The following is a 14,321-nucleotide window of genomic DNA, read 5'->3' as shown; positions in this document are numbered from 1 at the left end:
ATTCGGGCAACAGGAATAGACTGAACTCCGCAAACTTACGGATGATGTATAAGGTTTTTTATGACACAACAGCCACAAGCCAAATATCGCCACGACTACCGTGCGCCGGATTACACGATTACCGATATCGATTTGACCTTTGACCTTGATGCCGCAAAAACCCTGGTCACAGCTATTAGCCAGATCACCCGCCAGGGTGCAGCAGGCGCGCCTCTGCGTCTTGATGGCGAAGACCTGACGCTGGTGTCTGTTGCTGTAAACGGCACTACCTGGGAAGATTATCGCCAGGACGAGGGTGCATTGATCATCGAGTCACTGCCAGAAACCTTCACGCTGACTATCGTTAATGAAATTAGCCCTGCCACGAATACTGCGCTGGAAGGACTTTATCTTTCTGGCGATGCACTTTGCACTCAGTGTGAGGCTGAAGGTTTCCGCCACATTACCTGGTATCTCGACCGACCAGACGTTCTGGCGCGTTTCACCACCAAAATCATTGCGGATAAAAAGCAATATCCTTTCCTTTTATCTAATGGCAACCGTATCGCTGAAGGTGAACTGGAAAACGGCCGTCACTGGGTACAATGGCAAGATCCGTTCCCAAAACCGTGTTACCTGTTTGCGCTGGTGGCAGGTGATTTCGATGTATTACGCGATACCTTCAAAACGCGATCTGGCCGTGATGTAGCGCTGGAGCTGTTCGTTGACCGTGGCAATCTTGACCGTGCAAGCTGGGCGATGACTTCTTTGAAAGCATCCATGAAATGGGATGAAACCCGTTTCGGTCTCGAGTATGACCTCGACATCTATATGATTGTCGCCGTGGACTTCTTCAACATGGGTGCGATGGAGAATAAAGGACTGAACGTCTTTAACTCCAAATATGTGCTGGCCCGTGCTGAAACTGCGACAGATAAAGACTATCTCGACATCGAACGTGTTATCGGTCACGAATATTTCCATAACTGGACCGGCAACCGTGTGACTTGTCGCGACTGGTTCCAGTTAAGCCTGAAAGAAGGGCTGACCGTGTTCCGCGATCAGGAATTTAGCTCGGATCTCGGCTCACGTGCAGTAAACCGTATTCAGAACGTGCGCACCATGCGTGCCGCACAGTTTGCTGAAGACGCAAGCCCGATGGCGCACCCGATTCGCCCGGACAAAGTTATCGAAATGAATAACTTCTACACCCTGACCGTGTACGAAAAGGGTTCTGAAGTTATCCGTATGCTGCATACCTTGCTGGGTGAAGAGAATTTCCAGAAAGGCATGCAACTATACTTTGAGCGCCATGACGGCAGTGCGGCGACCTGTGATGATTTCGTGCAGGCAATGGAAGATGCGTCAAACGTTGACCTGTCGCATTTCCGCCGCTGGTACAGCCAGGCGGGGACGCCAGTGGTCACCGTGCGTGATGATTACGACCCGGAAAATGAGCTGTACCGGCTTACCATCAGCCAAACCACGCCGCCAACCGCTGAACAGCAGGAAAAGCAGCCGTTGCATATTCCGTTCGACATCGAACTGTATGACAACGAAGGCAAAGTTATTCCGTTACAGAAAAATGGCCACCCGATTCATCACGTGCTGAATGTGACTCAGGCAGAGCAGACGTTTGTCTTTGATAACGTTTATTTCCAGCCGGTTCCGTCATTGCTGCGTGAGTTTTCAGCACCGGTGAAACTGGAATACAAATGGAGCGACCAGCAGCTGACGTTCCTGATGCGCCATGCACGCAACGATTTTTCCCGTTGGGATGCCGCGCAAAGTCTGCTGGCGACGTACATCAAGTTGAACGTCAACCGCAGCCAACAGGGCCAGCCATTGTCGCTGCCACTGCATGTTGCCGATGCTTTCCGCGCTATTTTGCTGGATGAGAAAATTGACCCGGCACTGGCGGCAGAAATTCTGACGCTGCCATCGCAAAACGAAATTGCCGAGCTGTTCCAGAAAATTGACCCGCAGGCGATTGCTGCCGTGCATGAAGCGTTAACGCGCACGCTGGCAAACGAACTGGCCGATGAATTCCTGGCAGTTTATAACGCCAACAAGCTCGATGCTTATCGCGTAGAACATGCGGATATCGGCAAACGTGCGCTGCGTAATACTTGCCTGCGTTATCTGGCGTTTGGTGATCAACAGCTTGCCGAGCAACTGGTGCGTAAGCAGTATGAAAGTGCAGACAACATGACGGACTCTATCGCCGCATTGTCTGCTTCTGTAGCTGCACAATTGCCGTGCCGCACAGAACTACTGGCTGCGTTTGATGAGAAATGGCATCAGGACGGTCTGGTGATGGACAAATGGTTTGTGTTGCAAGCCACTAGTCCGGCGGCAGACACATTGAGTAAAGTGCGTGAATTGCTGAACCACCGTTCGTTTAGCCTCGGTAACCCGAACCGTGTTCGCTCGCTGATTGGTGCATTCGCGGCGGCTAACCCGTCAGCGTTCCACGCACTCGACGGCAGCGGCTATCAGTTTATGGTGGAAATGCTCAGCGAGCTGAACCACCGTAACCCGCAGGTGGCGTCACGTCTGATTGAGCCGTTAATTCGACTGAAACGTTATGATGAAAAACGACAGGAGATGATGCGTGCAGCGCTGGAACAGCTGAAAGGGCTGGAAAACTTGTCGGGCGATTTGTTCGAGAAGATCAGCAAGGCGTTAGCTTAAAAACCACCCTTACCCTAACCCTCTCCCTGAGGGAGAGGGGATTACCCGGTGTTCTCCCTTTCCCTGAGGGAGAGGGGATTACCTGGAGTTCTCCCTCTGAGGGCGAGGGGATCACCTGGAGCTCTCCCTCTCCTGGGGGAGAGGGTCGGGGTGAGGGCGAACAAACTTAACCGGTGCGCACCACGCGCTCCGGTTCCTCCACAACCTGCCGCTTCATTACACGTTCTAACACCTGCGCTTCCAGTTCAGCCAGCCGCACAGAGCCGAGCTTACGTGGGCGAGGCAAATCAACCGTGAGATCCAAACCGATCTTTCCTTCTTCAATCAATAACACGCGATCCGCCATCGCAACGGCTTCGCTGACATCGTGCGTCACCAGCAACACCGTAAAGCCATGTTCCTGCCACAAAGAGACAATCAACTCCTGCATTTCGATACGCGTCAGGGCATCCAGCGCGCCCAAAGGTTCATCCAGCAATAACAGCCGTGGGCGATGAATCAGCGCCCGAGCCAGCGCCACACGCTGCTTCTGGCCGCCGGACAGGGCGGCCGGCCACTCGGTAGCGCGATTGGCAAGCCCAACCGCTTCCAGCGCTTTCGTCGCCGCGTCTTTCCAGTTTCCTTTCAGCCCCAGACCGACATTATTTATCACTGATTTCCACGGCAACAAACGCGCATCCTGGAACATTAAACGTGTTTCATCCTGGCTTTCGCGCAGTGGGGCATTTCCGGCAATCAGTGACCCGCCGTTGGGATTTTCCAACCCTGCCAGTAGTCGTAACAACGTACTTTTACCGCCGCCACTGCGCCCGACCACCGCAACAAATTGCCCGGCAGGAATATGTAATTCCAGCTCATCAAGAATTGTTTTATTGCCGTAGCGTTTGGTCACGCCGTTAAGGAGTAGGGGAGTCCCCTGGTTTAAACGTGCGGTATTCATGCGTTCTCCTCCTGTAACTGGTAAGCAGGGTGCCAGCGCAGCCAGACTCGTTCGAGTAATTGCGCGCTGATGTCAGCGAGTTTGCCGAGCAGGGCATACAAAATTATGGCGACGACAACCACATCGGTTTGCAGGAATTCACGGGCGTTCATTGCCAGATAGCCAATTCCGGAGTTTGCCGAAATCGTCTCGGCAACGATTAACGTTAGCCACATCAGGCCAAGTGCGAAACGAATGCCGACCATAATCGAAGGCAAAGCCCCTGGCAGAATCACCTGGGCAAACAGGCTAAAGCCTGACAACCCATAACTGCGGGCCATCTCCAGCAAGCCCTGGTCAATATTACGGATGCCGTGCCAGGTGTTGATGTAAATCGGGAACAGCGTGCCGAGAGCCACGAGGAAAATCTTCGCTGATTCATCAATGCCGAACCACAAAATGACCAGCGGGATTAGCGCCAGGTGCGGAACGTTACGCAGCATCTGAATCGAGCTGTCCAGCAAACGCTCCCCCCAACGCGAAAGCCCGCTAATCAGGCCGAGAACCAGGCCTAATGAGCCACCAATACTGAAACCAATCACCGCACGCCATGAACTGATCGCCAGGTGTTGCCACAATTCACCGCTGGCTGAGAGGTTCCAGAATGCAACCACCACCCCTTCCGGAGAGGGGAGGATGCGCGACGAGAGCCAGCCTGCGCTCGAGGATAGTTGCCAGATGGCGATAACCGCCACCGGCAAGACCCACGGTGCCACTCTCAGCAACAGTTTGTGCGTTGAAGGGGTCATTGGCGGCTCCTTAGCTTTGCGCGACTTTGCGCGGGATAAAGTCATTCGCCACGACTTCGCCTTTTTCATGAATCTGGCGCGGCTGTGGGATTTGTGGAATCGTGACGTCAAGGTGCGGGAACAGCAGTTCGCCGACGCGATAAGCTTCTTCCAGGTGCGGGTAACCGGAGAAAATAAAGCTGTCGATACCCAGTGCGGCGTATTCATTAATCCGAGCCGCCACGGTTGGGCCATCACCTACCAGTGCAGTGCCTGCACCGCCACGCACCAGGCCGACGCCTGCCCACAAGTTTGGGCTGATCTCCAGGTTGTCACGCTTGCCGCCGTGCAACGCCGCCATGCGGTGCTGGCCGACAGAATCAGTGCGGGCAAAAGCGGCCTGTGCTTTGGCGATGGTTTCATCATCCAATTGCGAAATCAGGCGATTGGCGGCATCCCACGCTTCTTCATTGGTTTCACGCACAATCACATGTAAGCGAATACCGAAACGTACCGTGCGGCCATGAGCCGCGGCTTTCGCACGGACTTGCTCAATTTTTTCTTTCACTAAATGTGGCGGTTCGCCCCAGGTCAGGTAGAGATCCACCTGTTCAGCAGCCAAATCCTGTGCCACATCCGAAGAACCGCCAAAGTAGAGCGGTGGGCGAGGCTGCTGCACAGGCGGGAATAACAGTTTTGCCCCTTTGACCTGAATATGTTTGCCTTCGTGATCCACCGTTTCGCCTTCCAGCAGGCGACGCCAGATGTGGGTAAATTCAGCTGAAGCTTCGTAACGTTCCTGATGATTGAGGAACACGCCATCTGCGGCTAACTCTTCCGGGTCGCTACCGGTCACCAGGTTAAATAAAGCACGCCCGTTGGAAAGCCTGTCCAGCGTCGCGGCCTGGCGTGCAGCCACGGTTGGCGACGTCACGCTTGGGCGCAGTGCGACCAGAAATTTCAAACGCTGCGTTACCGGAATCATCGATGCCGCAACCAGCCAGGCGTCTTCGCAAGAACGGCCTGTCGGGATCAGTACACCAGTAAAACCGATTCTGTCTGCCGCCTGAGCAATTTGTTGCAAGTAGGCATGGTCAACCGGACGTGCTGCATCGTTACTGCCTAAGTAGTGGCCGTCACCGTGAGTCGGCAGGAACCAGAATAAGTTTAAGCTCATGATTTATCTCCTTTAGCGGGTTGCCAGATGCGGGTGCGAATATCGACTTTCTTAGGCACTAAGTGGTTGTCATAAAACAGATCTGCGGTTTGCTGTTGTTTGGCGGCAGTCTCGGCGCTGACCGGGGTAATCACCGTTGGTGGGCGATGGTCGAAATAGGTAGCAATCACGTTTTCCGGCAACCCCATGGTTTTTGCCAGTAGCGCAACGCTTGCGTCACGCTGGGTGCGAGTTAACGCGTCGGCATCGCTAAATGTTTTCAATACGTGTTGCAGGAACGGACCGTTTTGTTCCGCGTAAGGGCGTGAAGCGAGGTAGAACGAACCGGTTTGATTTAGCTCGCTGCCGTCGGTTAAGACGCGCACGCCGCCATTCAACAGTGCAGCTGAATAGTACGGGTCCCAAATTGCCCAGGCATCAACGTTGCCCTGCTGGAATGCGGCGCGCGCATCAGCTGGCGTTAAATAAGCAGGCTGGACATCAGTAAATTTCAGCCCTGCTTTTTGCAGTGCTCGTAGTACCAGGTTGTGGGAGCTGGAACCTTTCTGGAAAGCGATTTTATGCCCTTTAAGATCCGCCACGGTTTTCAGTGGGCTATTCTCCGGCACCAGAATCACTTCGGCTTTTGGTTTTGCCGGTTCAGAACCGACATACACCAGGTCCGCGCCCGCAGCTTGCGCGAAGATTGGCGGAATATCTCCCGTGCTACCGAGATCGATACTACCGATGTTCAGGGCTTCGAGCATTTGTGGGCCAGCCGGAAATTCAATCCACTGGAACTTAGTATTTGGATACTCTTTTTCCAGAAGCTGGTGGCTTTTCGCCAGTACCATGCTGACCGAGCCTTTTTGATAACCAATGCGCAACTGCTCTGGCCCCGTATCTGCCGCGTGAAGCGTGGCGCTCAGGCTTAACGTTCCTGCGAGTGCAAGCCACGGCGCGGTTCGTTTCAGAAAATTAAACATGGGCAACTCCTTGCGTCTTAAAAGGGGAAGAGACAATAAAATCCCGGCGGTGCAGAGCCTGCCAGAAGGTTTCCAGCGCGTTATCGAGACGTTGTTGTAAGTTGTTGCTGAATACCGGTTTGTGCTGGTAATCCGCTATCTGGCTGTCATCAGCAAACACGCCATGTAGAATTTCCTGCGCTTTCAGCGCATTAAGGACGGGTTTCAGCGCGTAATCGACCGCCAGCATATGTGCCACTGTTCCGCCGGTAGCTAATGGCAGCACGACCTTTTTATCCAGCGCACGTTCAGGCAGCAGGTCGAGCAGGGTTTTCAGCGCGCCAGAAAAGGAAGCCTTATAAACAGGAGTCGCAATGATCACGCCATCGGCCTGCTGTAATTGTTCATTTAAAGCGAGCAGCGCAGGGCTATCAAAACGGGCGTACAGCAAATCTTCTGGCGCGAAATTCTGTAGATGCCAGTGACACACCTCGATATCCAGAGCGCTTAATTTTTCGCGGGCATATTCCAGTAGAGCACTTGAACGAGAAGGGAAGCGCGGGCTTCCGGCAAGGGTGATCACACGCATATCGTTTCCTTATAACTAATTGTTTGCTTTTAGGTAACATTGATAACAATTGAGTGTGATAGTCGCGCAGAAGTGGTAATCCACTAAATGATTTATCCGGGAATCATTTGCCAAAAACTGAATAACAAAATGGAGGGAAGAAAACGTTTGCGCTGATTCGGTCTTTTTTGTTGCAGGTCAATTCCATTCACGTCCGTTATCGTTAATAATACTGCCCCAGTTTGCATACTGGGAATTCTGGAGTGTTCATGTACTACCCCTTCGTTCGTAAAGCCCTTTTCAAGCTCGATCCCGAGCGCGCTCATGAAGTGACATTTCAGCAATTGCGTCGTGTAACAGGTACACCTCTCGAATGGCTGGTGCGGCAAAATGTGCCCTCTAAACCGGTGACCTGTATGGGTCTGACCTTTAAGAACCCACTGGGTCTTGCTGCCGGTTTAGATAAAAACGGTGAGTGTATTGATGCACTGGGTGCCATGGGCTTTGGCTCCATCGAAATTGGTACCGTCACGCCTCGCCCACAACCAGGAAATGACAAGCCGCGTATCTTCCGTCTGGTAGAAGCAGAAGGCTTGATCAACCGCATGGGTTTCAATAACCACGGCGTAGATAACCTGGTTGAGAACGTTAAAAAATCCCATTTTGATGGGGTATTGGGTATCAATATTGGCAAGAATAAAGACACGCCAGTAGAGCAGGGCAAAGATGATTATTTGATCTGTATGGATAAAATTTATCCGTATGCGGGTTATGTCGCGATCAATATTTCCTCGCCAAATACCCCTGGATTACGCACGCTGCAATATGGTGAAGCGTTAGATGATCTGTTAGTGGCGATTAAAAATAAGCAACAAGCGCTTCAGGAATTGCATCATAAATATGTGCCAGTTGCCGTGAAGATCGCGCCGGATCTTTCTGAGGAAGAATTGATCCAGGTGGCTGATAGTTTAGTTCGCCATAATATCGATGGGGTCATTGCGACCAATACCACATTGGATCGTAGCCTGGTTCAGGGTATGAAATATTGTGACGAAATGGGTGGATTAAGTGGCCGTCCGGTTCAACTTAAAAGCACAGAAATTATTCGCCGCTTGTCGCAAGAATTAAATGGTCGCTTACCTATTATTGGTGTTGGCGGTATTGATTCGCTGATTGCTGCTCGCGAGAAGATGGCGGCGGGTGCCTCACTGGTGCAAATATATTCTGGATTCATATTTAAAGGCCCACCGCTGATTAAAGAAATCATCACTGGGCTGTAAACATTTTTCCTTTCAGACAACCGGGGCTTTATTTTCAGCCCTGGTTGTTTTATATTCCACCACTGTTGCTAAATTATACATATTGGTCTTTTATTAAATGTGTTCATTAACGAAGCGGCGATAAGGATGTTTTAAATCGTGGGAATAAACGAAAGGGCAAATAGTTATGCGGATAAAACCGGACGATAATTGGCGTTGGTATTTTGATGAAGAGCATGATCGTATGATGCTCGATTTAGCCAATGGTATGCTATTCCGTTCACGGTTCCCTCGTAAAATGCTCACACCAGATGCCTTTGAAAATACAGGCTTTTGTGTAGATGATGCCGCTCTTTTCTTCACCTTCGAAGAAAAATGTCGCGACCTTATTTTAAGTAAAGATCAGCGTGCTGAACTGGTATTAAATGCGCTGGTAGCGATTCGTTATTTGAAACCACAAATGCCAAAAAGCTGGCACTTTATCTCTCATGGCGAATGCTGGCAGCCGGTCCCTGGCGACGCGGCTTGTGTCTGTTTGAGTGATGATATGCAGCAAGTGAATCTGCTGGTGGTCGAAACGGGCAACAATGCTGCACTCTGTTTACTCGCCCAACCGGGTTTACAACTGGCAGGCCGCACTATGCAACTTGGCGATGCGATTAAAGTGATGAATGACAGATTAAGGCCGCAACCTTTGGGCAACGACCTCAGTCTCGATCAAGCTGTTTAATTTCCCGCTAATTCCACATCGCCCGCAGGAATACAACTACAACACAGGATTGTGCCATCGTCATTGATTGCGCTTTTCTTCAACGCCTTGACTTCCCCGCTGACTAATTTAATTCGGCAACTGCCGCAAATTCCGGCCCGGCAAGAATAGGGCACACGGATACCTTGTTGTTCTAGCTGCTCAAGTAACACTTGCTGATTGTTGCCGCGGAATTGTTGGCCCTGCCAGTCAATTGCCACATTGCTTTCTTGCTGCTCAAAAGGTTCTGGCTCTTCTTCGGTGGCCCCTGCGCCATAAGCTTTTGCTGGTTTGGTCGCCAGCACTTCCAGCTCATCGCCCACTCGAATAATGCCGCTATTGCGGGCAATTAAATTCTGGCCGAAATCGACGTCGCCATTATCTTGAGCGGTGCGGAATTGTTGCAGCGTTACCAGGGGTTCGCCGCCAGGATGTTTACGGCCACGCTCTGGACTGACGGTGGTAAAAATACAACGGCTACAAGGTTTCGCGACATCAAACGTCACACCACCAATACGCACCACTTTCCAGCTATCTTCAGCCCAGGCTTGTGCGCCAGTGACCACGATATTTGGGCGGAATTGCGCCATTTTGACGCTTGCCCGGCAGCGGTTTTGTAAATCACGTAACGAAGCTTCGTTAACCAGCAGGAATGGATAACCGTCGGCAAATGACAGTGGTACCTCTTGATGACGTTTCACGCGACGGGTCAACGTTTCGCCCAGCCAGCGCAACTGCACCGGGCGCGAAAAGAATCCGCTCAACCACTGGTTAATTTCATCCGGCGCTATCCGTGCTGTGAAATGATTACCCCACACTTCGGTCGGTTCGGCCTGAGGTTGAAAATCAGCAAAACGCACGCTGGCAGAACTGCCGTCGGGTGCGCTCAGAAATAAGCCATCGTGGGTAATCGCCGGGGTGAAAAGCACCATTTGCGGGAACTGACGCGCGGTAATAAAAGTGCCATCAGATTCGGTGACCATAAAAATGCGGTCAAAGGCTAAACCGCTGCTGCTTGCCTGAGCATGCGAGAGGGCAAGACCGCGCATCGATTTCACCGGGTGAATATAGAGTTGGGATAGGGTGATCATTGCGCTCCCTCGGCATAAACGAATAAATAAACAATATAAGAGGCCAACTTTATGACATGCGTGGCAGATTGGCTATAATGCGCCACAATTTTCTTTTTATACCTGATTAAGTGACGATATGAATTCTCTGTTTGCCAGTACGGCGCGTGGGCTTGAAGAGCTATTAAAAACTGAACTGGAGGGCCTTGGTGCGCAAGCATGCCAGGTGGTTCAGGGCGGCGTACATTACCAGGGGGACTCACGTCTGCTCTATCAAAGCTTGATGTGGAGCCGCCTTGCGTCCCGCATTTTGCTGCCTTTAAACGAATGCAGTGTTTACAGCGATCTCGATTTGTATCTTGGCGTACAGACCATCGACTGGCCTGCGCTGTTTGGCCCGGATGCGACCTTCGCGGTGCATTTCAGCGGCCTGAACGAGGTTATCCGTAATAGCCAGTACGGCGCGTTAAAAGTGAAGGATGCCATCGTCGACTCCTTTACTCGCAAAAACTTGCCGCGTCCGAATGTCGAACGCGAGCAACCTGACTTGCGCATTAACGTCTGGCTGAATAAAGACACCGCCAGCATCGCGCTGGATTTGAGCGGTGAAGGCCTACATCAGCGCGGTTACCGCGACAGCACCGGTGCTGCTCCTATTAAAGAAACGTTGGCATCCGCCATTGTGATGCGCTCAGGCTGGCAGCCGGGTACGCCGCTGCTCGATCCAATGTGTGGTTCCGGTACGTTGCTGATTGAAGCGGCAATGATCGCCACCGATCGTGCACCTGGTTTGCATCGCAAACATTGGGGCTTCCTCGGCTGGGCAAATCACGATGTGGAGCTGTGGAAAGAAATTACCACCGAAGCACAGGTTCGTGCGCGTAAAGGCCTTGGCGAATACACATCACGTTTCTTCGGTTCAGATAACGACTCAAGGGTGATTGAACGCGCTCGCGCTAACTCCCGTCGTGCAGGTCTGGCCGATATCATCAGCTACGAAGTGAAAGACGTCGCTAAACTGACTAACCCGCTGCCGGAAGGGCCTGTGGGGACGGTGATCAGCAACCCGCCTTACGGCGAACGTCTGGATAGCGAGCCTGCGCTGATTGCCTTGCACAGCCTGCTGGGCCGTAACATGAAGAACCATTTCGGTGGCTGGAATTTATCACTGTTCAGTGCTTCCCCAGATTTGCTCAGCTGCCTGCAATTGCGTGCTGAACGCCAGTTTAAAGCGAAGAACGGCCCGCTGGATTGTGTGCAGAAAAACTACCAGTTATCGGAAAACAGCACCGGTGCGGCATCAGGCCAGATTGCTGATGATTACGCGAACCGTCTGCGCAAAAACGTCAAAAAACTCGATAAATGGGCACGTCAGGAAGGCATTGAATGCTACCGAATTTACGATGCTGACCTGCCGGAATATAATGTCGCCGTTGACCGTTATGGCGAGTGGGTGGTGGTGCAGGAATATGCACCACCGAAAACCGTTGATGCGAATAAAGCGCGCCAGCGTCTGTTTGACGTCATTGCAGCAACGCTCGCGGTGCTGGAATTACCATCTAATCGTCTGATTCTGAAAACCCGTGAACGTCAGAAAGGGAAAAGCCAATATCAGAAAATGGATGAGAAGGGTGACTTCATGGAAGTGAGTGAATATAACGCTCGCCTGTGGGTTAACCTGACTGACTATCTCGATACTGGTTTATTCCTCGACCACCGTATTGCACGCCATATGTTGGGTAAAATGAGCAAAGGGAAAGACTTCCTTAACCTCTTTGCTTATACCGGCAGTGCAACGGTTCACGCAGGCTTAGGCGGCGCTAAAACCACGACTACCGTAGATATGTCGCGTACTTATCTGGAGTGGGCTGAGCGTAACTTACGTCTCAATGGTTTGAGCGGTCGCGCTCACCGCCTGATTCAGGCTGATTGCCTGGGCTGGTTGCGTGAAACCGATGAACAGTTTGATCTGATTTTTATCGATCCACCAACGTTCTCAAACTCAAAACGTATGGAAGAATCTTTTGATGTCCAGCGTGATCATCTGGTGCTGATGAAAGACCTTAAGCGCCTGTTGCGCCAGGGCGGCACCATCATGTTCTCCAACAATAAACGTGGCTTCAAAATGGACTTTGATGGGCTAGCGAACCTGGGTCTGAACGCTCAGGAAATCACGCAGAAAACCCAGTCGCAAGACTTTGCCCGTAATCGCCAAATTCATAACTGCTGGCTCGTGACTCACGTAGCCAAGGATTAATTGTCATGTCATTAATTAGTATGCACGGTGCCTGGTTGTCGTTTAGCGACGCACCGTTATTAGATAACACCGAACTCCATATTGAAGAAAACGAACGCGTCTGTCTGGTTGGCCGTAACGGCGCAGGCAAATCCACGCTGATGAAGATCCTGAATCGTGAAGTTCCGTTGGATGACGGGCGCATGATTTACGAACAAGATCTGATCGTGGCGCGTTTGCAGCAAGATCCGCCGCGTAATGTCGCGGGAACGGTTTACGATTTCGTTGCTGAAGGCGTCGAAGAGCAGGCCGTGCATCTTAAGGCTTATCACGATATTTCTCATAAAGTGATGACCGATCCAAGCGACAAAAATCTCAATGAGATGGCGCGCATTCAGGAAATCCTCGATAACCAGAATCTCTGGCAGCTTGAAAGCCGTATCAATGAAGTGCTGCTGCAATTAGGCCTGGATGCCGATACCGAACTGTCTGCGTTGTCTGGCGGCTGGTTGCGTAAAGCCGCATTGGGCCGCGCATTGGTGAGTTCTCCGCGCGTGCTGTTGCTTGATGAACCGACTAACCACCTGGATATTGAAGCGATTGACTGGCTGGAAGGCTTCCTGAAAGAGTTCCAGGGCAGCATCGTGTTTATCTCCCACGACCGTTCATTCATCCGCAATATGGCTACCCGTATTGTCGATCTTGATCGTGGCAAACTGGTTTCCTATCCTGGCGATTACGATCAGTATTTGCTGGCAAAAGAAGAAGCGTTGCGCGTTGAAGATCTGCAAAACGCTGAATTCGATCGCAAACTGGCGCAGGAAGAGGTCTGGATTCGTCAGGGCATTAAAGCGCGCCGTACCCGTAACGAAGGCCGTGTTCGTGCCTTGAAAGCGATGCGTAACGAACGCAGCGCACGTCGTGAAGTGCTGGGCAGCGCCAAAATGCAGGTCGAAGAAGCCGCTCGTTCCGGCAAAATCGTCTTTGAGATGGAAGATGTTTGCTACGCGATTGCTGAACGTGCTCTGGTTAAAGACTTCTCTGCTCAGGTTCAACGTAGCGATAAAATCGCGCTGGTGGGGCCAAACGGCTGCGGTAAAACCACACTGCTGAAACTGATGTTAGATCAGTTGCAAGCGGACAGCGGTCGCGTACATTGCGGTACCAAGCTGGAAGTGGCCTACTTCGACCAGCATCGTGCTGAGCTTGATCCGGACCGCACCGTGATGGATAACCTCGCGGAAGGGAAGCAAGAAGTGATGGTGAACGGTAAACCGCGCCATGTGCTGGGTTATTTGCAGGACTTCTTGTTCCATCCAAAACGTGCAATGACGCCAGTGCGTGCGTTATCTGGCGGTGAGCGTAACCGCTTATTGCTGGCTCGTTTATTCCTGAAACCAAGTAACTTATTGATTCTCGATGAACCGACCAACGATCTGGATGTCGAAACGCTCGAATTGCTCGAAGAGTTGATTGACGGCTATCAAGGCACCGTGATGTTGGTCAGCCACGATCGTCAATTCGTCGATAACACCGTGACCGAATGCTGGATTTTCGAAGGCGAAGGAAAAATTGGTCGCTATGTTGGGGGCTACCATGATGCGAAGGGCCAACAGGCTTCTGCTCATTCTTTGCGCCAGTCTGTGGCAGATAAAGCGCAAAACACCGTAGCTGCGAAAGTGGAAGTTGTTAAACGCGCAAGTAGCAAGCTAAGCTATAACCTGCAGCGTGAACTAGAGCAATTACCACAACGTCTTGAACAACTTGAGGCCGAACTGGAAGCGATTCAAGCGAAGGTCGGAGACCCTGAGTTTTTTAATCAGCCGCATGACGTCACGCAAAAAACCTTGAGCGACCTTTCTACAGCAGAAAAAGCACTGGAAGAGGCTTTTGAACGCTGGGAATATCTTGAAGCTCTGAAAAACGGCGCGTAACTCAA

At 51.7% G+C, this 14,321-nt stretch carries 11 protein-coding genes; 5 read left to right on the top strand and 6 right to left on the bottom strand.

The features are described from left to right. Positions 1-60 precede the first annotated feature (60 nt). Positions 61-2,673 carry an aminopeptidase N gene (gene pepN, locus D8682_RS07490; RefSeq protein WP_064548189.1) on the top strand — a complete coding sequence of 871 codons (2,613 nt, stop codon included), beginning with the start codon at positions 61-63 and terminating at the stop codon, positions 2,671-2,673. Between the two features lie 166 nt (positions 2,674-2,839). Here pepN and ssuB read toward each other — a convergent pair whose 3' ends face one another. From ssuB to ssuE, 5 genes are read right to left on the bottom strand one after another with little or no spacing between them, the layout of a single operon-like run. Beyond that, entirely contained in the window at positions 2,840-3,613 is a 774-nt protein-coding gene (ssuB, locus tag D8682_RS07485) for an aliphatic sulfonates ABC transporter ATP-binding protein (RefSeq protein ID WP_121813944.1), read from the bottom strand. Beyond that, entirely contained in the window at positions 3,610-4,401 is a 792-nt protein-coding gene (ssuC, locus tag D8682_RS07480) for an aliphatic sulfonate ABC transporter permease SsuC (RefSeq protein WP_121813943.1), read from the bottom strand. Before ssuC ends, ssuB begins: the two co-directional genes overlap by 4 nt. A 10-nt stretch (positions 4,402-4,411) precedes the next feature. Beyond that, on the bottom strand, positions 4,412-5,557 hold the full coding sequence (gene ssuD, locus D8682_RS07475) for an FMNH2-dependent alkanesulfonate monooxygenase (RefSeq protein ID WP_064548184.1): 1,146 nt from the start codon (positions 5,555-5,557) through the stop codon (positions 4,412-4,414). Continuing rightward, positions 5,554-6,522, bottom strand: coding sequence for a sulfonate ABC transporter substrate-binding protein (locus D8682_RS07470; protein WP_064548182.1), 969 nt, complete (start codon positions 6,520-6,522; stop codon positions 5,554-5,556). Before D8682_RS07470 ends, ssuD begins: the two co-directional genes overlap by 4 nt. Next, positions 6,515-7,090: an NADPH-dependent FMN reductase gene (gene ssuE, locus D8682_RS07465; protein WP_064548180.1), complete on the bottom strand. Its 576-nt coding sequence runs from the start codon at positions 7,088-7,090 to the stop codon at positions 6,515-6,517. The genes D8682_RS07470 and ssuE overlap by 8 nt, the downstream gene beginning before the upstream one ends. A 248-nt stretch (positions 7,091-7,338) precedes the next feature. Between ssuE and pyrD the strand changes: the two genes are divergently transcribed. Beyond that, on the top strand, positions 7,339-8,349 hold the full coding sequence (gene pyrD / locus D8682_RS07460; protein ID WP_121813942.1) for a quinone-dependent dihydroorotate dehydrogenase: 1,011 nt from the start codon (positions 7,339-7,341) through the stop codon (positions 8,347-8,349). A gap of 166 nt (positions 8,350-8,515) precedes the next feature. Further along, the gene (gene zapC, locus D8682_RS07455) at positions 8,516-9,058 is read left to right on the top strand and encodes a cell division protein ZapC (RefSeq protein ID WP_121813941.1); all 543 of its coding nucleotides are present in this window, start codon (positions 8,516-8,518) and stop codon (positions 9,056-9,058) included. Here zapC and D8682_RS07450 read toward each other — a convergent pair. After that, positions 9,055-10,167: a YcbX family protein gene (locus D8682_RS07450; protein WP_121813940.1), complete on the bottom strand. Its 1,113-nt coding sequence runs from the start codon at positions 10,165-10,167 to the stop codon at positions 9,055-9,057. The two genes, zapC and D8682_RS07450, sit on opposite strands and share 4 nt — an antisense overlap. A 118-nt stretch (positions 10,168-10,285) precedes the next feature. Here D8682_RS07450 and rlmKL point away from each other — a divergent pair, with 118 nt between their 5' ends. Both rlmKL and D8682_RS07440 read left to right on the top strand, forming a co-directional pair. Continuing rightward, the gene (gene rlmKL / locus D8682_RS07445; RefSeq protein WP_064548171.1) at positions 10,286-12,403 is read left to right on the top strand and encodes a bifunctional 23S rRNA (guanine(2069)-N(7))-methyltransferase RlmK/23S rRNA (guanine(2445)-N(2))-methyltransferase RlmL; all 2,118 of its coding nucleotides are present in this window, start codon (positions 10,286-10,288) and stop codon (positions 12,401-12,403) included. A 5-nt stretch (positions 12,404-12,408) separates the two neighbouring features. Then, positions 12,409-14,316, top strand: a complete 1,908-nt coding sequence (locus tag D8682_RS07440) for an ABC transporter ATP-binding protein (RefSeq protein WP_064548170.1) — start codon at positions 12,409-12,411, stop codon at positions 14,314-14,316. Positions 14,317-14,321 lie beyond the last annotated feature (5 nt).

Source organism: Buttiauxella sp. 3AFRM03, from assembly GCF_003675305.1.
GTDB lineage: Bacteria > Pseudomonadota > Gammaproteobacteria > Enterobacterales > Enterobacteriaceae > Buttiauxella > Buttiauxella ferragutiae.
Note: the sequence above shows the minus strand (reverse complement) of the source record. Positions and strands in the feature narration are given on the sequence as shown.

Coding starts and splice junctions, on each gene's coding strand:
- pepN (WP_064548189.1), top strand. CDS start 61: ATGACACAACAGCCACAAGCCAAATATCGCCACGACTACCGTGCGCCG.
- ssuB (WP_121813944.1), bottom strand. CDS start 3,613: ATGAATACCGCACGTTTAAACCAGGGGACTCCCCTACTCCTTAACGGC.
- ssuC (WP_121813943.1), bottom strand. CDS start 4,401: ATGACCCCTTCAACGCACAAACTGTTGCTGAGAGTGGCACCGTGGGTC.
- ssuD (WP_064548184.1), bottom strand. CDS start 5,557: ATGAGCTTAAACTTATTCTGGTTCCTGCCGACTCACGGTGACGGCCAC.
- D8682_RS07470 (WP_064548182.1), bottom strand. CDS start 6,522: ATGTTTAATTTTCTGAAACGAACCGCGCCGTGGCTTGCACTCGCAGGA.
- ssuE (WP_064548180.1), bottom strand. CDS start 7,090: ATGCGTGTGATCACCCTTGCCGGAAGCCCGCGCTTCCCTTCTCGTTCA.
- pyrD (WP_121813942.1), top strand. CDS start 7,339: ATGTACTACCCCTTCGTTCGTAAAGCCCTTTTCAAGCTCGATCCCGAG.
- zapC (WP_121813941.1), top strand. CDS start 8,516: ATGCGGATAAAACCGGACGATAATTGGCGTTGGTATTTTGATGAAGAG.
- D8682_RS07450 (WP_121813940.1), bottom strand. CDS start 10,167: ATGATCACCCTATCCCAACTCTATATTCACCCGGTGAAATCGATGCGC.
- rlmKL (WP_064548171.1), top strand. CDS start 10,286: ATGAATTCTCTGTTTGCCAGTACGGCGCGTGGGCTTGAAGAGCTATTA.
- D8682_RS07440 (WP_064548170.1), top strand. CDS start 12,409: ATGTCATTAATTAGTATGCACGGTGCCTGGTTGTCGTTTAGCGACGCA.